Here is a 24608-nt window from a genome sequence, read left to right on the forward strand (position 1 = left end):
TCAGGACATCCCCGGAAGGAGGCGGACGACAAGGTCGATCAGCTTGATGCCGGCGAAGGGGACCACGATCCCGCCCAGGCCGTACACGCACAGGTTGCGCCGCAGCAGGGTCGAGGCGCTGCTCGGCCGGTAGCGTACGCCCTTGAGGGCCAGCGGGATCAGCGCGACGATCACCAGCGCGTTGAAGACGACTGCCGACAGGATCGCCGACTGCGGGCTGGCCAGGCGCATGACGTTCAGAGCGTCCAGGCCCGGATAGACCGCGGCGAACATCGCCGGGATGATCGCGAAATACTTCGCGACGTCGTTGGCGATCGAGAACGTGGTCAGCGCGCCGCGGGTGATCAGCAGTTGCTTGCCGATCTCGACGATCTCGATGAGCTTGGTCGGGTTGGAGTCGAGGTCGACCATGTTGCCGGCCTCCTTGGCGGCGCTGGTGCCGGTGTTCATGGCGACGCCGACGTCCGACTGGGCCAGCGCGGGCGCGTCGTTGGTGCCGTCGCCCGTCATCGCGACCAGCCGGCCGCCCTCCTGCTCCCGTTTGATCAGGGCGAGCTTGTCCTCGGGGGTGGCCTCGGCGAGGAAGTCGTCGACCCCGGCCTCCTCCGCGATGGCCCTGGCGGTCAGCGCGTTGTCCCCGGTGATCATGACGGTCCTGATGCCCATCCGGCGCATCGCGTCGAACCGCTCGCGCATCCCCTCCTTGACCACGTCCTTGAGGTGGATGACCCCGAGCACCCGGGCCGCGCCGCCGCTCACCTCGCCCACCACCAGCGGGGTGCCGCCGGAGGCGGAGATGCCGTCGACCAGGTGTCCCGCGTCGACGGTCGGATGGCCGCCGTTGTCGCGCACCCACTTCATGACCGCGGTGGCGGCGCCCTTGCGGATCCGCCGGCCGTCCATGTCCACCCCGGACATGCGGGTCTGCGCCGTGAAGGGGACCCACCCGGCGTGGGCGAGCTCGCCCGGCTCCCGCTCGCGCAGCCCGTACGCGTTCTTGGCGTAGACCACGATGGAACGGCCCTCGGGGGTCGCGTCGGTGAGACTCGACAACTGCGCCGCCCTGGCCAGCTCCAGCACGGGCACACCCGGCACGGGCAGGAACGCCGCCGCCTGCCGGTTGCCCAGGGTGATCGTGCCGGTCTTGTCGAGCAGGAGCGTGGACACGTCGCCCGCGGCCTCGACCGCCCGGCCCGACATGGCGAGCACGTTGCGCTGGACCAGGCGGTCCATCCCGGCGATGCCGATCGCCGACAGCAGCGCGCCGATCGTGGTGGGGATGAGGCAGACGACCAGCGCCGCCAGCACGACGCCGGTGACCCCGTCGGAGGTGAGGGCGATCGAGTCGGCCACGCCGGGGTTGACCGACCGCGAGAAGACGGCCAATGGCTGCATGGTCGCGGTGGCCACCAGGAAGATGATCGTCAGTGCGGCCAGCAGGATGTTGAGGGCGATCTCGTTGGGCGTCTTCCTGCGGTCGGCTCCCTCGACCAGGGCGATCATCCGGTCGAGGAAGCTCTCGCCCGGCCGCTGGGTGATCCGTACGACGATCCGATCCGACAGGACCCGGGTGCCGCCGGTGACGGCGGAGCGGTCGCCGCCGGACTCGCGGATGACCGGCGCCGACTCCCCGGTGATGGCCGACTCGTCCACCGAGGCGATGCCCTCGACCACGTCGCCGTCGCCGGGGATGGTCTCGCCGGCCTCGACGATCACGTGGTCGCCCTGGCGCAGGTCGGGCGCGCCGATCTCCTCCCACTTGGCGTGGACGGCCGGGTCGACGAGGCGGCGGGCGACCGTGTCGCGTCTCGCCGCGCGCAGCGCCGCCGCCTGCGCCCTGCCGCGGCCCTCCGCCACCGCCTCGGCCAGGTTGGCGAACAGCACGGTCAGCCACAGCCATCCGGTGATCGCCCAGGCGAAGAAGGACGGGGTCGCGGCGGCGAGGACGGTGGTGAAGAGCGCGCCGATCTCGACGATGAACATGACCGGGTTGCGCCACATGACGGCGGGGTTCAGCTTCCGCACCGCCCCGGGCAGCGCGCGGGCCGCCTGCCGGAGACCGGCTGTTCCCCCGCCGGCGCCCCGAACGGTCCTCCGGCTCATCGGGACAGTCCTTCCGCGAGCGGCCCGAGCGCGAGCGCGGGGAGGAAGGTGAGGGCGACGAGGACGATCGTCACCCCGGCGAGCAGGCCGGCGAACTGCGGGCGGTGGGTCGGCAGCGTGCCCGCCGAGACGGGGACCGGAGCCTGCCGGGCCAGGGAGCCCGCCAGCGCCAGGACCAGCACCATCGGCAGGAACCGGCCGAACAGCATGCACAGGCCGAGGGCCGTGTTGTAGAAGGGCGTGTTCGCCGACAGCCCGGAGAAGGCCGAGCCGTTGTTGTTGCCCGCGGAGGCGAAGGCGTAGAGGACCTCCGAGAGGCCGTGCGCGCCCCCGTTCCCGATGCCCGCGCGGCCCGCTGCCGTGCCCATCGCGACCGCCGTGCCCAGGAGCACCAGGGCCGGGGTCGCCAGGAAGTACAGCGAGGCCAGCTTGATCTCCCGGGAGCCGATCTTCTTGCCGAGGTATTCGGGAGTGCGGCCGACCATCAGACCGGCCACGAAGACGGTGATCACCGCGAGGACGAGGATGCCGTACAACCCGGAGCCCGCGCCGCCGGGCGCGACCTCTCCGAGGAGCATGTTGAAGATCAGCATGCCGCCGCCGAACGCCGTGTAGGAGTCGTGGGCGGAGTCGACCGAGCCGGTGGAGGTCAGGGTCGCCGCGCTCGCGAACAGCGCGGAGTCGGGCACGCCGAACCGGGCCTCGCGGCCCTCCGCCGCCAGGCCGCTCCACTGCGGCGCCGCACCCGCCGTGGCCTGGGGTACGGTGCCCGCCGCGTGCAGTTCGGCCGTCTGGGTCACGCCGATGCTGATCAGGGCGAGAAACGCCATCACCGAGACGATGACGTAGCCCTGCCGGTTGTCGCCGACCATCCGCCCGAAGGTCCGGGGCAGGGACGTCGCGATCACCAGGAGCAGGAAGATCTGGAGCAGGTTCGTCCAGGCGGTGGGGTTCTCCCAGGGATGGGCGGAGTTGGCGTTGAAGACGCCGCCGCCGTTGGTGCCCAGATCCTTGATCGCCTCCTGGCTCGCCGCCCCGGCCGGGGTGAGGGTCTGCCCACCGCCCGCGAGGGTGGTCCAGCCGTGGTGGCCGCCGAAGCTCTGTAGTGCCCCCCCGGCCACCAGCAGGATCGCGGCGGCGAACGCGATCGGCAGCAGGATCCGGATCGTGCCGCGCACCAGGTCGACCCAGAAGTTGCCGAGCGTGTCGCTCCTCGCGCGGGCGAACCCGCGCACCAGCGCGACCGCCACGGAGAGGCCCGCCGCCGAGGACACGAAGTTCTGCACGGCGAGGCCCGCGGTCTGCACGACGTGGCCCATGGCCGACTCGCCCGAGTACGCCTGCCAGTCGGTGTTGGTGACGAACGCGGCCGCGGTGTTCCACGCCAGGTCCGGGGGTACGGCGGGCATCCCGAGGCTGAGGAACAGGTGGTCCTGCAGTCGTTGCAGGGCGTAGAGGACGAGCACGGAGACGACCGAGAACGCGAGCAGGGCGCGGGCGTACGCCGGCCACCGCTGCTCGGCGTCGGCGTCCACGCCCACCAGCCGGTAGACCACCCGCTCGACCCGCCAGTGCCGGGTGCCCGTGTAGACCCGGAACATGTGGTCGCCGAGCGGCCGGTAGCAGAGCGCCAGGGCGAGGAAGACGGTCCCGGTGACCAGGACGGCGCCGACGGCGGGATTCGCCGGAGGGGTCATCAGAACCGCTCCGGGAACAGCAGGGCCACGACCATGAAGATCACCAGGATGGAGACCACGGCCAGCCCGGCGGCGTTGGCGGCGCTCACAACCGCTCCACCGCGCTCACGACCAGGCCCAGGATCGCGAAGCTCGCGATCGTCAGGGCGGCGAAGACGACGTCGGTCATCCTCACTCCTTGATTCGCACTGTGCCGCCCTCAAGTGGGCGATTCCCAGTCAGCGAATCACGAGAAATATGCGGTTTCCGCGCCCGTTGACGCTTTCTATACGCCTATGGCGGGATTATTGACGTCTCCGCTACGAAGATCGCTGGATCGCGCGATCCGGGTGGTCCCGGCCGTGCCGGGCGCGTGCCGCCTCGGGGCCGAGGAGGGCACCGCGGGCGCGGACGGCGGCGAATGCCTCCTCGCCGAGGGCGGCCCGGCAGGCGGCGGCGACGCGGTCGAGGTCGGCCCGTTCGGCCGGAGCGGGGGGCAGCCGGCTCGCGTCGCGGGCCGCTTCGGCGGCGCCGAACACCTCGGCCGCGGCGGCGTGGTCGCCGGTCAGGGCCAGCGCTCCGGCCAGCCCCTCCAGCGCGCCCACCTGGTCGCGCGGCGCGTCGAGCCGCGCCGCGAGGTCGAACGCCTCCAGGTGCAGGCGCAGCGCCGCGTCCGCGTCGCCGCGTAGTTCCGCGGCGAACCCCAGCTCGACCAGGAGCATCGGGACGTGTACGGACGGTGGGTCGTCCTCGTTCGGCGGCGGGTACGGCGCGGCCTCCAGCAGCCGCCGCAGGTGCGTCTCGGCCGTGTCGAGGTCGCCGCCGCGGCGGGAGGCGTAGGCGATCACGGTCCCGGCGAAGATCTCGCCGGTGCGGTATCCCTGCTCGCCGGCCAGGCGCAGCGCCCTCGCGCCGTCGTCGAGGGCCGCCGCGTGGTCGCCCAGCTGGGTGTGGATCCAGCCGAGCCAGCACAGTCTGGTCGAGACCTCCGGCCACAGCCCGAGCTCCTCGGCCATGCCGAGGGCCTCCCGGTGCAGCCGGGTGGCGTGCGCGTGGTCGCCGGTGGCCTCGGCCAGGGCGGCGAGCCAGCCCGTGGCGCCCATCCGGCCAAAGCGGTCGCCGATCTCGGCGAACATCCGGGCGCTCCGCGCCGCGTCGCGTTCCAGCCCCGTCAGGTCGCCGCGTACGTGGGCGAGCTGGGCACGGGTCATCAGGGCGGCGGCCTCGGCCCACCGGTCGCCCTCGGCCACGGCGGCGTCGAGGGCGCGGGCCAGCAGCTTCTCGCTGTCGGCGAGGTCCAGGTAACCGAGCGAGGCGTGGGCGAGGAACCACCCGGCCCTGCCCCGGCCGGCGTCCAGACGCTCCGCGACCGCCGTGTCGCCGATGTCGCCCTGGAGGGCCGCGAATCCGGCCAGCCAGATCCGGACCTCGTCGGCGAGACCCGCGATGTCCTCCCCGCCGTCCTCCCCGCCGTCCGCCGTGCCGTGCCCCGTGCCGTCCGCCGTGCCGTCTTCGGCGAGCACCAGGGCGGCCTGGAGGGAGCGCCGGGCCTCGGTCAGCCGGCCGCGCAGGAACCAGTGCCAGGCGAGCGCGCCGGTCAGCCGCAGCGCGGCGGCGGCGTCGGAGTCCGCCAGGCAGTGGTCCAGGGCGGCGCGCAGGTTGGCGGCCTCGGCGTCGAGGAGCCGCAGCGTGTGGCGCTGTTCGGGGCCGCGCAGAAGGGGCGCGGCCCGCTCCGCGAGGGCGAGGTAGTGGTCCCGGTGCCGCCGCCGGATCCGTTCCCGTTCCCCGGCCTCCGCCAGACGGTCGGCGCAGTAGGCGGCCACCGACTCCAGCAACCGGTAGCGCGGCCCCTCCGGCGTCGGCAGCATCACGACCAGCGAGCGGTCGACCAGCCGTACGAGCAGGGTGAGCACGTCGAGGTCGTCCCCGCCGCACACCGACTCGGCGGCCTCCACCGTGCATCCGTCGGCGTGTACGGCCAGCCTGCGCAGCACCGTCCGCTCGGGAACGGTCAGCAGCTCCCAGCTCCAGTCGATCATCGCCATGAGCGTCCGCTGCCGGGGCGGGGCGCCGCGGTGGCCGGTGGCCAGCAGGCGGAACCGGTCGTCCAGCCGGTCCACCACCCCCTGCACGCCCAGCGCGCGGACCCGCGTCGCGGCCAGCTCCAAAGCGAGCGGGATGCCGTCCAGGCGGCGGCACAGCAGGCCGACGGCCGCGGCGTTGCCGTCGTCGAGCGTGAAGCCCCGGACGGCGGCGGCCGTACGCGCGACGAACAGCCGCACGGCGCTGGACTCCGCCAGCGCGCCCGGCTCGGCGTCGCGTCCCGGCACGTCGAGCGGCGGCACGTCCCAGACGACCTCCCCCGCCAGGGCGAGGGGCTCCCGGCTGGTGGCGAGGATCCGCAGGCCGGGAGAGGTCCGCAGCAGGCGCTCCGCCAGGGCCGCCACCTCGTCGATCACGTGTTCGCAGTTGTCCAGGACGAGCAGGAGATCTCTCGACCGCAGCGCCGCGGACAGGTCCGCGTGGTCGCCCTCCCTGATGTCGAGCGCCGCGGTGACCGCGTCGGCCACCGCACCTGCCCCCATGCCGTTCCCCACCCCGGTCCGGGCGCCGTTCCGTACGCCGGCGAGCTCGACGAGCCACACCCCGTCGGGCAGGTCCCGCCGGCCGTCGGCGACCTCGGTCGCGAGCCGGGTCTTCCCCACGCCGCCCGGGCCGGTCAGCGTCACCAGCCGTTCCTCCCGCAGCAGCGCGCCGATCTCGGCGACCGCGCTCTCCCGCCCGATCAGCTCGGTGTGCGGGGCGGGCAGGTTCGAGCGGGGCCGCCGGTCGGGTGCGGGCGGCGCCTGCAGGTCCTGGGTGAGGATCGCCCGCTGCAGCGCGGCGAGTTCGGGGCCGGGGTCCAGCCCCAGCTCGTCGCCGAGCAGGCGGCGCAGCTCCTCGTAGCTCTCCAGCGCCTCGCTCTGGCGCCCGGCGCCGTACAGCGCCCGCATGTACGCCGCCCGCAGCCGTTCGCGCAGCGGATGGGCGGCGACCAGGTCGCCGAGCTCGGCGGCCAGCACCGCGTGCTCGCCGAGCGCCAGCCGGGCCTCGGCCGCGTCCTCCAGCGTGGTCAGCCGCTGCTCGGCCAGCCTCGCGATCACCGGCTGGGCGAACGGCTCGTCGGCGAAGTCGGCGAACGCCGGGCCCCGCCACAGGGCGAGCGCCTCGGCGAACAGGGCTGCCCCGGCCCTCGGGTCGCCGGCCTGCCGCGCCCGCGTGGTGAGCGTGTGGAAGCGCCGGACGTCCACCGCCTCGTCGTCCAGGAGCAGCCGGTAGGCCGGCGGGCGGGAGACGACGAGCTCACGTGCCCCCGGCTGCGCGTCCTCCAGCGCCCTGCGGAGCTGGGAGACCTTGGCCGACAACGCGCCGAGGGGATTGCGCCGCGGCGGGTCGTCCCCCCACAGGTCGTCGATCAGCCGGTCGGCGGAGACCGGCCGCCCGTCGTTGAGCAGCAGCACGGCGAGCAGGGCGCGCACCTTCGCACCGGGCACCGCGACCGGCTCGCCCCCTGCCGTCCACACCGCGAGCGGACCCAGGACCCCAAACCGCATGGTGCGCACCCTAACGCCCGGGGCGAGAGGACACCGTAAACGAACGGTAAACGCCCCCTGCGAGAGTCGGGGACATCAGCCGGACGGCGAGGCAGGAAGGAGGCCGAGGATGCCGGACACCACGAGACCAGTGCTGGCGGTCATCATCGGCAGCACCAGGAGCGGCAGGTTCGGCCCGACGGTGGCGCGGTGGTTCACCACCCGGGCACGCCGGCGCGGCGACTTCGAGATCGACCTGATCGATCTCGCGGAGACCCGGGTCCCGGCGACCCTCGGCGACCACGACGACCTCGTCCCGCCGCAGGTGGCGGAGCTGGGCGCGCGCCTCGCCGCCGCCGACGCCTTCGCCATCGTCACCCCGGAGTACAACCAGAGCTTCCCCGCGTCGCTCAAGACCGCGATCGACTGGTACTACCAGGAGTGGCACGCCAAGCCGGTCGCCTTCATCTCCTACGGCCGGGAGTCCGGCGGCCTGCACGCCGTCGCGCAGTTGCGGCAGATCTTCGCCGAACTGCACGCGGTGACGCTCCAGGGCACCATCAGCCTTCCGTGCTACTGGGACCTGTTCGCCGCGGACGGAAGCTGGCCGAAGGACGGCGCCGCCTGCAACACCAGTGTCACCACGATGCTCGACCAGCTCGCCTGGTGGGCCGCCGCGCTCAGCGCGGCCCGCGCCAGGACTCCCTACGTCGCCTGACCTCTCACTCACTCACGAAGTTCACGAAGCTCACGAAGAAGGAACACATCATGCGCAAGCTCAAGCTTCAGGTCCAGACCACCGTCGACGGCTACATGGGCGGCCCGCAGGGCGAGATGGACTGGATGACCTTCCCCTGGACCGACGACCTCGCCGCCTACATCACCGGGCTCATGGAGAACGTCGACCACATCGTCCTCGGCCGCCGGCTCGCCGAAGGGTTCATCCCGGCCTGGGCCGCCGGTCCCGAGGGGGAGTCGCAGGAGGCGATCGACTTCATGAACAACACGCCCAAGACCGTGATCTCCAACAGTCTCGCCGAGTCGCCCTGGGACAACGCCGTCGTGGCCGGCGGCGACCTCGCCGAGACCATCGGCAAGCTCAAGGCCGAGCCGGGCGGCGACCTGATCACGTACGGCGGCAGCACGCTGGTGACGAGCCTGATCGCCGCCGACCTGATCGACGAGCTCAACCTGTTCGTCAACCCGAGCGCGATCGGCGCGGGCCTGCCGGTGTTCCCCGGCGGCGGCGACAAGAAGCGGTTCCGCCTCGTCTCGGCGACGCCGTTCGAGTGCGGCGTCACCGCCCTCCGTCTGGAGCCCAGGCGCGCCTGACGGCCCGGCGGGTCCACAGGCAGGACGGGCAGGAGCGGATAACGGGGGCTCCTGCCCGTCCGGCACCACTCCGCCGCACGCCTTTTTGCACTGGGCATACGTTCCCTTTGCCAGGGTAGGCGCGCGGTGCAGGAGCGGTGGACGGCTGTGGGGGCGCGCGGTGGCGTTGCGGATCGAGGACTACGGGCTGATCGGCGACCTGCAGACGGCGGCGCTGGTGGGCCGGGACGGGTCGGTCGACTGGCTGTGCCTGCCCCGGTTCGACGCTCCGGCGTGCTTCGCGGCCCTGCTCGGCGACGAGCGGGCGGGCTTCTGGCGGGTGGCCCCCGCCGCCGGCGGGCTGTGCACGCGCCGCCGCTACCGGGGCGACTCCCTCGTGCTCGAAACGGAGTGGGACACCCCCGAGGGCTCCGTACGGGTGATCGACGCGATGCCGCCGCGCGGCGAGGCCGCCGACGTCGTCCGCGTGGTCGAGGGGCTGAGCGGACGGGTGCCGATGCGGATGGCGCTCCGGCTGCGGTTCGACTACGGCCAGGTCGTGCCCTGGGTGCGGAACCGGGACGGCGAACTGGTCGCGGTCGCAGGGCCGGACGCCGCCTGGCTGAACACTCCGGTGCCGCTGCGCGGCGAGGACATGACCACCTACGCCGATTTCACCGTCGCCGCCGGGCAGCGGGTGCCGTTCGTGCTGACCTACCGGCGCTCGCACGAGCGCAAACCGAAGGCGGTGGACGCCGAGCGGGCCCTCGCCGACACCGAGGCGTTCTGGACGTCGTGGCTGCGGGGCTTCCGCTACGAGGGCCGGTGGGAGGACGCGGTGCGCCGCTCGCTGGTCGTCCTCAAGGCCCTGACCTACAAGCCGACCGGCGGCATCGTCGCCGCGGTCACCACCTCGCTGCCGGAACAGCTCGGCGGCCCGCGCAACTGGGACTACCGGTTCTGCTGGCTGCGTGACGCGACGTTCACGCTGCAGGCCCTCCTCGGCACCGGCTTCGTCGCGGAGGCCAAGGCGTGGCGCGAGTGGCTGCTGCGCGCCGCCGCCGGAGATCCGGCCGACCTGCAGATCATGTACGGCATCGACGGCACCCGCCGCCTGCCCGAATACACGGTCGACTGGCTGGCCGGCTACGAGGGGTCGGCCCCGGTGCGCGTGGGCAACGCGGCGTCCGGCCAGTTCCAGCTCGACGTGTGGGGCGAGGTCCTCGACGGGCTGCACCTGACCCGCCTGGCCGGCATCGAGTCCGAGGAAGAGGCCTGGGACCTGCAACGCGCGCTGCTGGACTTCCTGGAGGGCCACTGGGACGACCCGGACAACGGGCTGTGGGAGGTGCGCGGCGACCGCCGCCACTTCGTGCACTCCAAGGTCATGGCCTGGGCGGGCATGGACCGCGCCGTGCGGGCCGTCGAGCGGTTCGGCCTGGAGGGGCCGGTGGACCGGTGGCGGGCCACCCGCGACAAGATCCACGCCGAGGTGTGCGACCGCGGCTACGACTCCGGGCGCAACACCTTCACCCAGTTCTACGGGTCGAAGGGCCTCGACGCCGCTCTGCTGCTGATCCCCCGGGCGGGGTTCCTGCCCTGGGACGACCCGCGCGTGCGGGGTACCGTGGAAGCGGTCCAACGTGAGCTGTGCTCCGACGGCTTCCTGCTGCGTTACCGGACCGGGGCCGACGGCGGCGTCGACGGCCTGCCCGGCGCGGAGGGCGCGTTCGTCACCTGCACGTTCTGGCTCGCCGACGCCCTGTACGGCATCGGCCGCCGGCGCGAGGCGTACGAGCTGTTCGAACGGCTGCTGGATCTGCGCAACGACCTCGGTCTGCTCAGCGAGGAGTACGACCCCGTCGCCCGGCGGCAGCTCGGCAACACCCCGCAGGCGTTCAGCCACGTCGGGCTGGTCAACGCGGCCCGTCACCTGTCCGGGACGGACCCGGCCGAGCATGCTGGAGGTAGGCGCTGATGCGCGCTCTCACCGTCGTCCCGCTGCGGAAGGACTCCCTCGCGGTCGCCGACGTCCCCGACCCGGAGCCGGGAGACGGCGACCTGCTCGTCGACGGCCTCGCCGTCGGAGTGTGCGGCACGGACAAGGAGATCGCCGCGGGCGACTACGGCTCGGCCCCGCCCGGCCGCGAGCGGCTGGTCATCGGCCACGAGTCGCTGGGCCGGGTGCGGCGGGCGCCCGGGGGCAGCGGCTTCGCCCCGGGCGACCTGGTGGTCGGCGTGGTCCGGCGGCCCGACCCGGTGCCGTGCGGCGCGTGCGCGCACGGGCAGTTCGACATGTGCCGCAACGGCCGCTACACCGAGCGCGGCATCAAGGACCTGGACGGGTACGCGAGCCAGACCTGGGTGGTCGAGCCCGGCTACGCGGTGAAGCTGGACCCCGCGCTGGCGGACGTCGGCATGCTGCTCGAACCCACCAGCGTCGTCGTCAAGGCCTGGGACGAGGTCGAGAAGGTCGGCGCCCGGGCCTGGTTCGAGCCGAAGACGGCGCTGGTCACCGGCGCCGGGCCGATCGGCCTGCTGGCCGCGCTGCTCGGGGTGCGGCGCGGCCTGGAGGTGCACGTCCTCGACCGGGTCACCGACGGCCCCAAGCCGGAACTGGTTCGCGACCTCGGCGCCGTCTACCACGCGGGCGACGCGGGCGAGGTCGCCGCGAAGATCCGGCCCGACGTCGTCATCGAGGCCACCGGCGCCGGACCGGTGATCTTCGGGGTGGCCTTCAACACCGCGCCGTACGGCATCGTCTGTCTCACCGGGGTCTCCTCGGCCGGGCGCCGGCTCACGATCGACGCAGGGAGCCTCAACCGCGACATCGTGCTGGAGAACGACGTCCTCATCGGGTCGGTGAACGCCAACCTCCGGCACTACGCCGCCGCGGCCGACGCCCTCGCGCAGGCCGACCACGCCTGGCTGAGCCGGCTGATCACCCGCCGGGTGCCGCTGGAGTCGTTCGCCGACGCGTTCACGGCGGAACCCGAGGACGTCAAGGTCGTCATCACCCTGGACGACACCGTCCGGGCCTGATGGGGATCCGGGTCTGATCAGGGGCGGGCCTGATCGGGGATCCGGGCCTGATCGGGGAGGTCACGCGTCAGGCCGGCAGCGGTTCGCCGGTCTCCAGCAGAGACTTCAGGCTCGACACCACGCTCGGCCAGCCGTGGCTGACCATCTCGGCCATACTCGATCCGGCCTCGAAGCCGTCGTGCACGACGGTGAGCTTCACGGCCTGCTCGGCCTCCTCGATCGTGAAGGTGACCTTCGAGCGGGCCTCGCCGGACAGCCGGGCGAGCGTCTCCTCGTCCCAGCCGAAACGCTTGGCGAGCTCCGGGGTGACGGTGTGCCAGGTGTAGGAGAGCCGGCTGTAGGGTTCGGCTTCCAGCACGACCTGTTCCGGGTCGCTGATCAGCACGCCGTGGTTGTCCCAGGTCATCGGCGAGCCGGGGGACCAGTCCGTGGTGAACTCCGTGGCCCAGTAGCGGCGGGTGAAGGCGGGCTCGGTCAGCGCCTGCCAGAGCTTCTGCGGAGTCGTGCGGATGTAGGTGGTGTAGACGAAGGTCGGCGCGTCCATCGGGGTCTCCTCCAGAGCGAGTTTCAGGTCGGCCAGGGCTTGGACCCTGGCCCGGTCGTACCGGCTGATCCACCGGTGGGCGATCTCGTGCACGGGCGCGGCGTTGAGGTAGTGCAGCTTCTCCCGGCCCCGCCGCACGGTGGTGACGAGCCCGGCCTCCTCCAGCACCGCGAGGTGCTTGCTGACGGACTGCCGGGCCATGTCGAGCCCGGCGCACAGCTCGCGCAGCGTCTGCCCGTTGCGGGCGTTGAGCGAGTCGAGCAGCGCGCGCCGGCTCGGATCGGCCAGCGCCTTGAACACCTCGTCCATGCCCGCCCTCGTATCCGGGTTGCCGTGTGTTGATATGCAGCCTTTCGGCTGCCTTTGGTGTCATCAACTTAGGCAGCCGGATGGCTGCATGTCAATACGTGCGGCTACCGCGGGCCGGCGCGGAAGCCGGTCATAGCCGCACGGGTGCCGACGCGCGCCGCGTACCGCGCCGATCTGCCCAGACCTGCCCAGCGGGATGTCCACGGACTTTGCTGGGCCGGTCACTGCGCCGGAAGGAATCCCCGGCCCTTCTTTGGCCAAGTCGGTCACTGCGCAGGAAGGAATCCCCGGTCCTTCTTTGGCCTTGTCGGTCACTGCGCCGGAAGGAACCTCCGGTCCTCGCGAAGCCCGCTTCGCTGGGCCTTCGCTGCGGTCCTCGCTCCCTTCCGCTCCGCTCCCTCCACCCCGGTGAACGTTGGCGGACAGCGCACTAGTGGGACTTTGTCAGGTCGTCATGGTGGTCGTTGGCGGCAGGTGGGGCATCGGCCTGTCCAGGTCGCCAATAACACCTGGAGCAGGTGAAGGATCAGTACGATCCTGGGATCTCAGGAGCTTTCCACGAAGCGCGCGCCCGGCCCGGGCGTGCGGCAGACGTCTTCCGGGGCGAGGTGGCTGTGCCCCGCAGCGCACTCGAGGACGACCTTGACCGGCTCGTCGCAGGAGCTCGCATCGTCGGCGGGCCGGTGCCGGACTATGACCGATGGGCCCTGCGGGTCGGCGAGGTACGTGTCGCCCCATTCCAGGAGTGCCACGAGCGTGGGCCGCAACGCCCGGCCCTGCTCGGTGAGCTCGTAGGCGAAGCGCTGCCGATCCCCGGGCTCCTGATAGGGCACACGGCGCATCACTCCCGCGGTCACCAAGGTTTCGAGCCGAGTCGCCAGGAGATTTCTGGCGATCCCGAGACGGGAGTGGAACTCTCCGAACCGGCGCGCGCCGTCCAGCGCTTCACGAACGATCAGCAGCGACCAGCGCTCCCCCACCACCGAGAGGGCGCGCGCCACCGAGCAGTTCACCGGGTCGATTCGCCGCGTCTCCATGGGACGAGTGTACCCATCTGGGTTTACAAGCTGTACTTAGCCCTCGTAAGCTCCGGCCTGAGTTGAAGAAATAAACTCATGAAGGAGATCGACCATGCCCATGCTCGACGTGTACATTCCCGCCGGCGCGCTCCAGCCGGACGCCGAGGCGGCCCTGCTGAACCGCATCACCGAGATCCTCGTCCGCAACGAGGGATTCGACCCCGCCGACCCGGTGAGCCGTTCCGTCTCCTGGCTCTGGCTGCACCGACCGGCCGGCATCTATGTCGGCGGAGAACCCGCGGACGCACCTCGCTACAAGGTCGTCCCGTCCGTCCCCGAGGGCCAGCTCGACGAGCAGAAGCGCGCGAGCGTCATCGCCGAGGTCACCGAGGCAATCCTCGACGCGGAGAACGGCGCCTGGCCGCGTGACGCCAGCCGGATCTGGGTATTCCCGACCGAGATCCCCGAGGGTCACTGGGGCGGCTGGGGCCAGATCAGGCCGCTCGCAACGATCCTCGCCCGACTCACCGGCGACGACACCAAGCGGGCCCGTACGCTCGCGCGTGAGCGGATCGCTGCCACCCGAGCCGAACACGCCCGCCTGCCCTGATGAGCGGCGAACGAAGTGGGGATCGATGCGGCCGGTGACACAGTCGTTAGGATCAGCCGGATTCAGGCGACGTCCAGGCAGAAGACGACTCCAGGCGCCGGCCCTCGTCGTCATCGATCTCGCGGACGCGTACCCGTTCTGCCACCCGGGCAGCCTGGCGACACCGCGTCGCACGGACCAGCATCCGAACGGCGCGTCATGTCACTACGGGGCAAAGGTTCTCTCATGCGGCACTGGCACCGGAACCATGGGTGTTCCGGACCGCCTGGACCCGCCCAGCAGGGCCGGAGCGGCGGGGACTACGGGGATCACTCCGGCCCGATGAGGAAGAGCTGGTCTCTCGCGGAGGAGCAGGGCCGTACGACGGCCTCGGCCGCCGGCTCGGTGTCCCCGCCCTTGAGGGCGACGCACCGGCCGCTGGACGCCGGACGGATGCGGTAGGCGGCCCCGACGGGTTCGAGCCGGAAACGCTGGTTGGCGCGGGCGCCGGTGCAGTCGCTCCAGGGCTCCAGCATGCCCGCCGCCGGGCCCGCCGGGACGACGGTCAGGCAGCCGACGCCCTTCGCCGGGTCGGGGTGATCCCACTGCAGGTGGAGCAGCCCCGCCCCGGCGGGAGTGAGGAAGGTCCGGAGCGGCGTCGCCTCGGCGCAGGGGCGCAGGGCCGCGATCTCGGGGACGTAGGCGATGCCGCGGGCACGTCCCGCCGTGAGACACAACGAGGGGTCGCCGGCCGGGCGCACCCGTACCCACGTACGGGCCGGCATCGGTCCGGCCGAGGAGGACACGACGCCGCCCTTTGTTGCCGAACCGCTCTGTGTCCCCGAACCGCTCTGTGTTCCCGACCCGCCCTTTGTTGCCGGCCCGCCGGGTGTTGCCGAACTGCCCGGTGCCGCTGAAGTGGCCAGTGCTTCCGAGATGCTCTGGGCTCCACCGCTGTGTGTCGTGCCGCCGTCTGTCGGGCCGGCCTGCTCCTCCGAGGCCGCCTCGCGGGCCGCCGGAACGGACGAGACGTGCGCCGAGGTCCGGGAGGCGGTGTCACGGGCGGAGATGTGACCGAGCTGCCAGGCGCCGAGCAGGCAGAGCAGGGTGACGCCCCCCACGCCTGCCAGCCGTCGTCGGCGGGTGAGCCGCCGGTCGGGCGCGTCCGAATCCACACGCGGGCCTGCTTCGCCGCCGGAGCGCTCGTCGTCCTGCCGTACGCGGTCGCCGGGCGGCGGCGCAGTCGGCGGGACGGGAGGCGGTGACACGGGCGCAGGGCCGGAGGCGTGTGTCTCCGCGGCGGCGGCCAGGCGACGCCGGGCGTCCACCCACTCGGCGACGGTGTCGTCGTCCGCCCCGCAGGCCCGCACGAACGCGGCCAGCAGATCCTCCCGCGGCAGATCCGCGCGGTTGAGCGCGCCGGAGAGGGTGGCGCGGGGCAGGACGTCCCCCGCGGCCGCCGCGCGGCGTTCGAGATCTCGGTAACTGCACGCGCTCCATGCCCGCAACCGCCGCATCTGGGCGACGAACTCGGCGGGTGTGGCGGCGGTCTGCGGCTGTGGCCGGGTGTCGCTCACGCTTGTCCCATCCCCGTTGGATCATTCGCTCCCGACGGAGCCTATGCACCCGCCGGAGGTGGATCGCGCGATCCTGGTACCCCTCCGCCGCCCGTCGGAACGGACTCCTCTCCGCGCCATGGCCGCCACCTGCGGAGACGTGAGAAGCGGGGCGTCCCGGACAGTCCCGGACACCGGAACGGGTGGACGGCGCGGGTGCGCCCGGGCGACGGTGGCCGTCGCACCACCGGTCCGTTCATGCTGGAGCGCCGGTGCACGTGGCCGACACCACGGGGGCTGGTCACGACGGCGGACGTCACCGTGACGTCGCCGCCCACCGGCGCCCAGCATGCGGCGCGCGGCCGGCCATCCGCCGGCGACCGCCACCTGTACCACTCCACCTGAAGGAACCGCACCATGGGACGCATAGTTCTGTCCGTCTTCACCACCCTCGACGGTGTCATCGAGAACCCGCACGAATGGGCCTTCGGCTTCGTGAGCGAAGACTCCATGCAGGCGGGTCTCGACCAGATCCGTGCCGCGAGGGCGCTGTTGCTCGGCCGGGTCACCTACGAGGGCTTCGCGGCCTCCTGGCCGTCGATGACCGACGAGGTCGGTTACGCGGACGCGATGAACACGCTGCCGAAGTACGTCGTGTCGACCACGCTGACCGAGGCCGCCTGGAACAACACCACGATCATCGGCGCGGACGCGGCCGACCGCGTCAAGGCGCTGAAGGGCGAGGTGGACGGCGACATCCTCGTCTTCGGCAGCGCGGCGCTGGTGCGCTGGCTGCTTGACGAGAACCTGCTCGACGAGATGCGTCTCGCGGTCTATCCCGTCATCGCCGGGCGCGGAGCCCGGCTGTTCGACCAGGGCGGCGAGCCCGCCACCCTCCGGCTCGCCGAGTCGAGGCCGTTCTCGTCCGGGGTGGTCCTGCTCACCTACGAGCCGACCGGCGAGGGCATCCCCGATCCCGCCGCCGCTCGTCGCGCCGCCGAGGCGAAGGCAGCGGGCTGACCGCGGCGGCCGGCCTCATCCCGGGGCTCATTCCAGGGCTCATTCCAGGGCCAGCTTCCGGCGCAGGTGAGCGCGTTCGGGTTCGGTGCCGGCGAGGTCGAGGGCCCGCCGGTACGCCGCGGCCGCCTCGGCGTCCCGGCCCAGCCGGGACAGCAGGTCGGCGCACGCCACGTGGAAGGGGTGATGGTCCCGCAACTGGGGCTCGTCCGCGAGCTGCTCCAGGAGCGCCAGCCCGGCCTGCGGCCCGTCGCGCATGGCGACCGCGACCGCGCGGTTCAGCGCCACGATCGGCGACGGAGTCAGGGAGGACAGGACGTCGTAGAGGGCCACGATCTGCGGCCAGTCGGTCGTGGTGACGTCCGCCGCCTCGTCGTGCAGGGCGGCGATCGCGGCCTGCACGCCGTACGGTCCCACCGGGCCGCCGGTCAGCGCCACGGGCACCAGGGCCAGCCCTTCCTCGATCATCGTACGGTCCCAGCGGCCGCGGTCCTGGTCGGCGAGGAGCACCAGCCCACCGCCGGGAGCGGTCCGGGCGTCGCGGCGGGCGTGGACCAGCAGCATCAGCGCCAGCAGGCCGCAGACCTCCCGTTCGGCAGGCAGCAGCCGGCGCAGGATGCGCGCCAGGCGGATCGCCTCCTCGGCGAGGTCGGGACGCTGCAGGTCGGACCCCGAACTCGCGACGTACCCCTCGGTGAAGATCGAGTAGACGACCTGGAGCACCCCCGCCAGCCGCTCCGGCCGTTCGTCCGGCCCCGGCACGCGGAACGGGATCCGGGCCTCGCGGATCTTCTTCTTCGCCCGGACGATCCGCTTCGCCATCGTGGCCACCGGGACGAGGAAGGCCCGGGCCACCTCGGGGGTGGTCAGCCCGGCGAGGCACCGCAGGCTCAGCGCGACGCGGTCCTCGGCGGGCAGGGCCGGGTGGCCGCACGTGAAGAACAGCAGGAGCCGTTCGTCGGGCAGATCGTCACCGTCGCCGGTCTCCGGAGCGGGCGGCGGGGCCCGCTCCGCCTCCACCTGCAGGATGGCCAGCCGGGCGGCGTAGGCCGTGTCGCGCCGCAGGCGGTCGACCGCCTTGCGGCGCGCGGTGGTCGCGAGCCACGCCCCCGGGTTCGGCGGCACGCCGTTCACCGGCCAGTGCACCAAGGCCGCCTCGATCGCCTCGGCGGTGACCTCCTCGGCGAGATCGAGGTCGCCGAAGCGGCGCACCAGCGCGGCCAGCAGCCGGCCGCGTTCCTCCCGGAACACGGCCTCCACCGCCGTCGCCGCCCGGCCGTCCGTCATCGCCGGCTCTCGGATCGCCAGATGTCAGAACTCGGCCACCGGCCGCACCACGACCGACCCGCCGCCGCGCGACCCGGGGCAGCGGGCGGCCCAGTCGAGGGCGGCGTCGAGGTCGGGCACGTCGAGCACGTAGTAGCCGCCGAGTACCTCACGGGTCTCGGCGAACGGCCCGTCCGTGGTGATGGCCCGCTGCCCGTCCGGGGCGACCCGTACGGTCGTCGCGGTGGTCAGGTCGGCGAGGGAGTGCCCCGACACGTAAATGCCGGACTCCCGCACCATCTTGTCGTAGGCGACCCAGTCGTCGAACGAGGCGCCCTCGACCTCCTCGGAGGGGCCTTCGGGGCTGCTGTTGATCAGGAGCATGTATTTCATGCCGAGCCTTCCTTTCCTGTGGAGTCGCGTGCGGGCGTCGCCGCACGCCACCTCTACGGATGGGACTCCGCCGGATGGACACGATCGCCGGAAATTTTTGTTTCGGTCCCGGATCAGGGTATGCGCGCGGCCGGAACGCAGCAGGAGGAGCACGGTTCGGCGTCCGGCAGCGTGATCCACAGGCAGCAGGTGCGGCGGCGGTAGCCGTCGCCGTCGGGCGCGAGCAGCCCGGCCACCGGCGGTCCGATCTCCTCCAGCAGCCGGGCCGCCTCGGCGTACGGCCCGAGTGTGAGCAGGGGGTGGGCGACCGCCTCCGCCGTCGATCCCCACAGGGTGCGCTCGCCCACCCGCGCCACCGCGCTCAGCGCCCGGACGAACGGACGCTGCCCGTCGAGGATCGCCGCCCTGATGGCCGCCGCCAGGTCCGGGACCACGACCGTGCCGCCGGCGGCCGGGTCGTCGGGGAGCACGGCCACGGTCAGCCGGGACGCCGCCACCGTGACGCCCGCCGCCGACGGCCTGACCAGCGTGTCCTCCAGCCGCATCAGCGGCACCCGACGATGGAGGGCCCAGCCGAGGACCATCGGCATCGTGTGCCAGTAGCCGTAGGTCTTCCACAGCAGCGCCGCCGCCACGTGACGCGGCGCGTTCCAGCGCGCCGCCGTCTCGTCCACCAGCGCGAGCAGTCCTTCGTACGGCTCCCGCAGCAGGTCGGCGGCGGGGATCCAGCCGGGGGAGTCGTCGGCGACCAGCCCGGGCAGCACTCCCAGCACGCCGCCGCGTTCGGCCGCGAGGCCTTCCAGATGCCGGGAAAGGGCGTCGAGCAGCACTCCGTACTCCTTGGTTCTCAGCGGTCGTCTCGGGTCAGGAAGAGCAGCCGGGCGCGCTTGTCCGGCAGGTCGATCTCGGGCCCGAGCGTGAAACCGGTCCGCAGCATGCGGCCGATCACCTTCTCGTTGCGGGCGTCCGGCTCGGCGACGATCCGGGTGTGGGCGGGATCGGAGAACGCGTACGCCAGGAGCGCGGAGAGCAGGGCGGCGGTGAAGCCGCGCTCGCCCTCCCCGGCCGCCGCCGGGCCGAGCAGCAGGTGGACGCCGAAGTCGCCCGGCCGGACGTCGTAGCACTCCCCGACGGCGTCCGCCTCCGGCGCGTAGGTCTGGAAGAGCGCCACCGGCCGGTCGTCGCGGTGGACGAGGTAGGCGTGGTGGGTGGTCAGCCCGTCCAGGTAGTCGTAGATCTCCAGGACCCGCTCGGGGCTCGCGTCGAGCATGCCCCAGAACCGGGCCCGCTCCTGGGTGACCCACGAGTGGATCAGTCCGGCGTCGGCCGCCGGGTCCACCGGGACGACGCGGACGGTGCCAAACCCGGCCATCACCTGCTCGTACACGGCCGCACGCCGGGCGGACGTCTCAGAGATCATGTCGTTCCTCCGTCAGCAGGGCCCAGTCGGTGGCCAGGGGCACGAGTTCGCCGCGCACCCACAGCGGCTGCTGGTCACGGTGGTGGGGGTCGCCCGGCACGCCGCTCGCGCCGAACGGGACGACCCAGAGACTCGCGTCGCGCCGCGCGAGATCCCAGACGTAGCGGGCGGCCGGGCCGCGGGCGCAGTGATGGGTGACTCCCGGCACGCTCGACGTACACAGCACACAGCCGTGGTCACCCGACAGCCCCGGCTCGGTCTGCGGGTCGTCCTGCGCCACCGGAGGAGTCGGCGCCGGGGAGGGCAGCGCCCGCCAGGGGACGAGCCGGTGCAGGTCGCCCCACCGGACGCCGGTCTCGCCATCGGCCGCGACGTCCTCCAGCGCGGCCCGCGCCACCTCGGCCAGATCGTCGCCGCCGAGGCCGGGGAGCCGGTCGGTCGTCAGCAGGGTCTCCAGGGCGTGCGCGATCCGGGGAGCCGCCGTCAGCCACGGCCGGAACACCTCCGGACACGCGATGCCTCCCCCCGGCTCCTCCCGATCACCGGTGCCGGCCTGCGCAGGTCTCTCCTGCCCGGCACCGCCCGGCACGGGACGGTCCTTCGCGGCGCCGGTCTGCCCGGGACGAGTCTCCACGGGCGTGAGCGGATTCGGGCTGCGCGCCTGGTCGGGCTGGAGCGGGTGTGACAGATCGGCCAGCGGCGCGAGCGCGGGATGGGCCGCCAGGCGCCGCACCACCTCCGCCCGCACGGCCGCGTACGCCGCGGCGTCGGTGCTGTCCGCGTCCATGCGCCGGTCCCAGCCGGTCAGCCGGTCCCGGAGGCGTACGGCGCCGGGGGTGAGCCCGGTCAGCCGCGCCAGCATCCCCAGCAGCGGCTTCGCGCCGGGCAGGAGCGTGTCGGTGTGGACCGCCGCCATGTCCCCGGCGGACCAGACGGGGGCGGCCTCCAGGAGCGTCCTGATCCGGTCGGCCCGGTACGGCGGGGCGAACTCGACGCCGAGCGGAGCCGAGAGGCCTCGTTCGTTGGCCATCACCGTGATCCCCGTGACCTCCCGGCGGGGCATCGGCGCGTGCTCGCCGCTCCATTCGTGGCCGGGCTCCCAGGCGGGCACGACCCGCAGCGAGTTGCCCGGGTGGCGGACGGGCACCAGACCGGCGACGCGGTGCAGCAGGCCGCCGCCGGTGTCCGCGGCGAGCACGACGTTGACGGGCTCCACCCACCGGTCGAACGCCCGGTCCACGTCGGCCACGGTCCTGGCCCGCATCAGGGCGGGAATCGCCGCGAATCCCAGGTCGTGGAACACCCGCGGCGGATACCGCAGGCTCACCCCCTCCCACTCACCCTCGCGCCCGCCTACCCATACGGCTTCCAGGTCGTTTTGGCGCCCGGCATCTGGCCCACCCGCGCGCTCGCTGTCCTGCCCGATGTCCGGGCCGTCTTCGCGCTGGCCCTCGCGCCCGGCATCCGGCCCGCCTTCCTGCCCGGCGTCCCGGTCGTGGGGAGGGTGTCCCGTCGGATCGTGCCGAGCGGGCTCGTACGGCCGGGGTGGCTCGTCCATGACGACCGGGCCGCGTTCGGTCTCGATCACCTCCACCTCGACCGGTTCGCCTCCGGCGACCTCGATGACCTCGGTGTGGGCGCTGGCTTGCCGCCAGCCCGCGGGGCCGAGCGCCTCGACGCGGCCGTCCCGGCGCCGGAGGCGTTCGCGGAAGAGGTCCTGGTAGTCGGCCATGGCGTTGGTGATCGCCCAGGCGACCGGCCCGGCGTGCCCGAAGTGGGCGACGCCCGGCACTCCCGGCACGGCCAGCCCGGCCACGTCGAACTCCGGACAGGCCAGGCGAACCTGCTGGTAGAAACCGGGGTCCTCGATGGGCCTGTGCGGGTCTCCGGCGATGATCGGCGCTCCCGTGCGGGTGCGGTCGCCGGGGACCAGCCAGCCGTTGCTTCCGGAGGTGCCCGGCCCGTCGGTGGCGAACAACGCGACGGCTTCCGGGCCGAGCCGGGCGGTGACCGCCTCACGCCACAGTTTCGCCGGGACGTGCGCGAACAGGACGTGGTGCGACAGCCAGACCGCCAGCGGCGTCCACGCCTCCCACCGGCCCGGCACGAGCGCCGCCGCGTCGCCGCCCCCGGCCGTGCTGCCGCCCCCCGCTGCGCTGCCGCCCCCGGCCGTGCTGCCGCCCCCGGCCGTGCTGCCGCCCCCGGCCGTGCTGTTCCCGCCTGTGCTGTCCCCGGCCGTGTCGTGTCCTGTCGCGTCCGCCGCCTGCCCGGCTGCTCGGAACTCTGGGGCGCGGCGGGCTCCCTCGGGCAGGCCCGCGTTGACGCCGTCCACGTACGCGCCCACCCAGGCCGCGGTGTCCGCGTCGAGCGCCGCCAGGCAGCGCCTGGCCGTGTCGTCCAGCCTGACCTGCCGTACGAAGCGGTCCCACGGGACGGCGTCCGCGCCGAGGACGGCGGCCGAGGCGCCGGCCGCGCGGAGCCGCTCGACCTCGATCTGCCAGGCCCGGTCCACCGCCGTGACGAACCCCTGGGCGTAGGCCAGTTCGCGGGCGTCGCCCGCCCGCAGGTGGGGGATGCCCCACCGATCTCGGAAGACCCGGACGCTCATGACACCTTCCCTCCCGTACGGCGGCGGGCGGCGGGGACGACCAGCGGCGTGCCGGTCTCCGGGTCGTCGATCACCCGGCAGGGGAGGCCGAAGACCTCCTCCACCAGGCCGGCGGTCATCACCTCGGCGGGAGCGCCGGAGGCCACGACGCGCCCGGCACGCATCGCGATCAGGTGGGTGGCGTAGCGCGCGGCGTGGTTGAGGTCGTGGAGCACGGCCACGAGCGTGCGCCCCCGCTCCTCGTGCAGCCGGGCGCACAGGTCGAGGATCTCGATCTGGTGGGCGATGTCGAGGTAGGTCGTCGGCTCGTCCAGCAGCAGCAGCGGCGTCTCCTGCGCCAGCGCCATCGCGATCCACACCCGCTGGCGCTGGCCGCCGGACAACTCGTCGACCAGCCGCCCGGCGAGGTCGGCGACCCCGGTGGCCGCCATCGCCTCCCCCACGACCCGCTCGTCGTCCGCCGACCACTGGCGCAGCAGCCGCTGGTGGGGATACCGGCCGCGGCCGACCAGCTCGGCGACCGTGATCCCGTCCGGCGCGACCGACGACTGCGGCAGCAGGCCGAGGGTACGCGCGACCTTCCTGGCCGACAGCGAGGTGACGTCCCGTCCGTCGAGGAGCACCGCCCCGGCGGACGGCCTGAGCGTGCGCGCCAGCGCCCGCAGCAGGGTGGACTTGCCGCAGGCGTTGGGCCCGACGACGACCGTGAAGGACCGGTCCGGGATGGAGACGTCCAGCCCCTCCGCGACGACCCGCCCGTCGTAGGCAAGGGTCAGCGCGTCGCCGCGCAGCCGGGGCCCGTCGCCCCGCACGTCCCCCGCCTCACCGCCCACCGAGTCGCCCGCCAAGCCTCTCGCCGAGTCGCCCACTGGGCCGCTCGCCAGGGTTCTCGCCGGGCCGCTCGCCCGGCTCGCCACTCTGTCTGCCACACCCGCTGTCACCACGCCTGCCACTCCGTTTCCGCACGCGCGGTCGCCCTGCGCGAGGTGTCCGTACGCGTTCGTCCTGGTCAAATCCGGCCCGCCTTCCGCTGGGCGGCGAGCAGCCAGACGAGGTAGCCGCCGCCGAGCACTCCCGTCACCACTCCCACCGGCAACTGGTGGTCCCCGAAGAGCCGCTGCGCCGCGAGGTCGGCGCCGGTCAGCAGCGCGGCGCCCACGCAGGCCGCGGTGAGCAGGTTGGGCCCGGGTGTCCGGGTCATCCGCCGGGCCAGATGCGGCGCGGTGAGCGCCACGAACGACACCGGCCCGGCGGCGGCCGCCGCGAGGGAGGCGAGCAGCACGGCCGCCGCGGTCAGGACCAGCCGCAGCCCCTGCACCCGCACACCGAGGCCGCGGGCGAGGTCGTCGCCCATCTCGGTCATCGCCAGGGGCCGCGCGCAGCCGAGCAGCACCACCGGGACCAGCACCGCCGTCGCGGCGAGCAGCGGGAGGGCGTCCTCCCAGCCCCGGCCGTCCAGGCTGCCGGTGAGCCACAGCATGGCGCGGGCCGCCTCCATCAGCCGCCCGCGGGTCAGCAGGTAGCCGTTGACTCCCGTGAGGACCGCGGTGGCGCCGATGCCCACCAGCACGAGGCGGTGCCCGTGCAGGCCTCCGCGCCAGGCCAGAAGGTAGATCACCACGCCGGTGACGACGCCGCCGAGCACCGCGCCGCCCGCGAGGGCCGCGCTGCCGCCGCCCGCGACCACCACCAGGAGCGCGCCCGTCGCCGCGCCCTGGGTGAAGCCGAGCAGGTCGGGGCTGCCGAGCGGATTGCGCACCAGCGACTGGAAGATCGCGCCGGCCAGCGCGAGGGCCGCGCCCACGACCAGCGCGGTCACCACCCGGGGCAGCCGGAGTTCGCGTACGACGAAGTCCTCGGCGGGGCCGCCGCCGCCCGCGAGGGTGCGCAGCACGTCGGCCGGGCTCATCGGGTAGTCGCCGCCGCCGACCGAGAGCACGCCGAAGGCGAGGGCCAGCAGCAGGCAGCCGATCCCCACGGCCACGGCCCGGGGGCGTACGGCGACGACCCCGGCGACCACGGGCCGCCCGGCGGCGGTGCGGACCACGCTCACCGGCCACACCTCTCCCACGCCGCAGGCCCGGACGCCGCACGCCCTAGCGCCGCAGGCCCGGACGCCGAACGCAGGCGCGCCGAACGCGAGCAGGCCGAGCGGCCGCACGCCGAGCGCAGGCACGCGGGTT

Annotated in this window: 20 protein-coding genes; 6 read left to right on the forward strand and 14 right to left on the reverse strand. The window is 73.4% G+C overall.

What is annotated here, in order from left to right:
- The 4 genes from kdpB to F5972_RS12590 all read right to left on the reverse strand — a co-directional run bounded on the left by kdpB (position 1) and on the right by F5972_RS12590 (position 7372).
- Positions 1–2103 carry a potassium-transporting ATPase subunit KdpB gene (kdpB, locus tag F5972_RS12575; RefSeq protein WP_150933646.1) on the reverse strand — a complete coding sequence of 701 codons (2103 nt, stop codon included), beginning with the start codon at positions 2101–2103 and terminating at the stop codon, positions 1–3.
- On the reverse strand, positions 2100–3800 hold the full coding sequence (kdpA, locus tag F5972_RS12580; RefSeq protein ID WP_150933647.1) for a potassium-transporting ATPase subunit KdpA: 1701 nt from the start codon (positions 3798–3800) through the stop codon (positions 2100–2102). Before kdpA ends, kdpB begins: the two co-directional genes overlap by 4 nt.
- Positions 3800–3889, reverse strand: a complete 90-nt coding sequence (locus F5972_RS12585) for a potassium-transporting ATPase subunit F (protein ID WP_150933648.1) — start codon at positions 3887–3889, stop codon at positions 3800–3802. Before F5972_RS12585 ends, kdpA begins: the two co-directional genes overlap by 1 nt.
- Before the next feature lie 210 nt (positions 3890–4099).
- Positions 4100–7372 carry a BTAD domain-containing putative transcriptional regulator gene (locus F5972_RS12590; RefSeq protein ID WP_150933649.1) on the reverse strand — a complete coding sequence of 1091 codons (3273 nt, stop codon included), beginning with the start codon at positions 7370–7372 and terminating at the stop codon, positions 4100–4102.
- A 109-nt stretch (positions 7373–7481) separates the two neighbouring features.
- Between F5972_RS12590 and F5972_RS12595 the strand changes: the two genes are divergently transcribed.
- The 4 genes from F5972_RS12595 (at position 7482) to F5972_RS12610 (ending at position 11704) form a co-directional block, all read left to right on the forward strand.
- Entirely contained in the window at positions 7482–8069 is a 588-nt protein-coding gene (locus F5972_RS12595; RefSeq protein ID WP_150933650.1) for an NADPH-dependent FMN reductase, read from the forward strand.
- A gap of 50 nt (positions 8070–8119) precedes the next feature.
- Positions 8120–8683 (forward strand): dihydrofolate reductase family protein, encoded by a 564-nt coding sequence (locus F5972_RS12600; RefSeq protein WP_150933651.1) that lies wholly within the window; start codon positions 8120–8122, stop codon positions 8681–8683.
- Between the two features lie 160 nt (positions 8684–8843).
- Positions 8844–10640: a glycoside hydrolase family 15 protein gene (locus tag F5972_RS12605; RefSeq protein ID WP_150933652.1), complete on the forward strand. Its 1797-nt coding sequence runs from the start codon at positions 8844–8846 to the stop codon at positions 10638–10640.
- Positions 10640–11704 carry a glucose 1-dehydrogenase gene (locus tag F5972_RS12610; RefSeq protein ID WP_150933653.1) on the forward strand — a complete coding sequence of 355 codons (1065 nt, stop codon included), beginning with the start codon at positions 10640–10642 and terminating at the stop codon, positions 11702–11704. The genes F5972_RS12605 and F5972_RS12610 overlap by 1 nt, the downstream gene beginning before the upstream one ends.
- 67 nt (positions 11705–11771) lie before the next feature.
- On the opposite strand, the gene F5972_RS12615 is transcribed toward F5972_RS12610, so the two are convergent.
- On the reverse strand, positions 11772–12557 hold the full coding sequence (locus F5972_RS12615) for an ArsR/SmtB family transcription factor (RefSeq protein ID WP_150933654.1): 786 nt from the start codon (positions 12555–12557) through the stop codon (positions 11772–11774).
- A 545-nt stretch (positions 12558–13102) separates the two neighbouring features.
- On the reverse strand, positions 13103–13594 hold the full coding sequence (locus F5972_RS12620) for a winged helix-turn-helix transcriptional regulator (protein WP_150933655.1): 492 nt from the start codon (positions 13592–13594) through the stop codon (positions 13103–13105).
- A gap of 94 nt (positions 13595–13688) precedes the next feature.
- Here F5972_RS12620 and F5972_RS12625 point away from each other — a divergent pair, with 94 nt between their 5' ends.
- Entirely contained in the window at positions 13689–14186 is a 498-nt protein-coding gene (locus tag F5972_RS12625) for a tautomerase family protein (RefSeq protein ID WP_150933656.1), read from the forward strand.
- Between the two features lie 308 nt (positions 14187–14494).
- On the opposite strand, the gene F5972_RS12630 is transcribed toward F5972_RS12625, so the two are convergent.
- Complete coding sequence (locus F5972_RS12630; RefSeq protein WP_150933657.1) at positions 14495–15742, reverse strand: RICIN domain-containing protein; 1248 nt, start codon at positions 15740–15742, stop codon at positions 14495–14497.
- A 396-nt stretch (positions 15743–16138) separates the two neighbouring features.
- On the opposite strand from F5972_RS12630, the gene F5972_RS12635 reads away from it, so the two are divergent.
- Positions 16139–16741, forward strand: coding sequence for a dihydrofolate reductase family protein (locus F5972_RS12635; protein ID WP_150933658.1), 603 nt, complete (start codon positions 16139–16141; stop codon positions 16739–16741).
- A 39-nt stretch (positions 16742–16780) separates the two neighbouring features.
- Here the strand turns inward: F5972_RS12635 and F5972_RS12640 are convergent, their stop codons facing one another.
- The 7 genes from F5972_RS12640 to F5972_RS12670 all read right to left on the reverse strand — a co-directional run bounded on the left by F5972_RS12640 (position 16781) and on the right by F5972_RS12670 (position 24601).
- The gene (locus F5972_RS12640) at positions 16781–18025 is read right to left on the reverse strand and encodes an RNA polymerase sigma factor (RefSeq protein WP_150933659.1); all 1245 of its coding nucleotides are present in this window, start codon (positions 18023–18025) and stop codon (positions 16781–16783) included.
- A 24-nt stretch (positions 18026–18049) separates the two neighbouring features.
- Entirely contained in the window at positions 18050–18397 is a 348-nt protein-coding gene (locus F5972_RS12645) for a YciI family protein (protein WP_150933660.1), read from the reverse strand.
- Between the two features lie 113 nt (positions 18398–18510).
- Positions 18511–19227, reverse strand: coding sequence for a (2Fe-2S)-binding protein (locus tag F5972_RS12650; RefSeq protein ID WP_150933661.1), 717 nt, complete (start codon positions 19225–19227; stop codon positions 18511–18513).
- A 17-nt stretch (positions 19228–19244) separates the two neighbouring features.
- Complete coding sequence (locus F5972_RS12655) at positions 19245–19817, reverse strand: GNAT family N-acetyltransferase (protein WP_150933662.1); 573 nt, start codon at positions 19815–19817, stop codon at positions 19245–19247.
- Positions 19807–22425, reverse strand: coding sequence for a penicillin acylase family protein (locus tag F5972_RS12660; protein ID WP_150933663.1), 2619 nt, complete (start codon positions 22423–22425; stop codon positions 19807–19809). The genes F5972_RS12655 and F5972_RS12660 overlap by 11 nt, the downstream gene beginning before the upstream one ends.
- Positions 22422–23237 carry an ABC transporter ATP-binding protein gene (locus F5972_RS12665; protein WP_225311475.1) on the reverse strand — a complete coding sequence of 272 codons (816 nt, stop codon included), beginning with the start codon at positions 23235–23237 and terminating at the stop codon, positions 22422–22424. The genes F5972_RS12660 and F5972_RS12665 overlap by 4 nt, the downstream gene beginning before the upstream one ends.
- Before the next feature lie 197 nt (positions 23238–23434).
- Positions 23435–24601 carry a FecCD family ABC transporter permease gene (locus tag F5972_RS12670; protein ID WP_225311407.1) on the reverse strand — a complete coding sequence of 389 codons (1167 nt, stop codon included), beginning with the start codon at positions 24599–24601 and terminating at the stop codon, positions 23435–23437.
- Positions 24602–24608: the final 7 nt, after the last annotated feature.

This window comes from Microbispora cellulosiformans (genome assembly GCF_008728085.1).
Classification (GTDB): domain Bacteria; phylum Actinomycetota; class Actinomycetes; order Streptosporangiales; family Streptosporangiaceae; genus Microbispora; species Microbispora amethystogenes.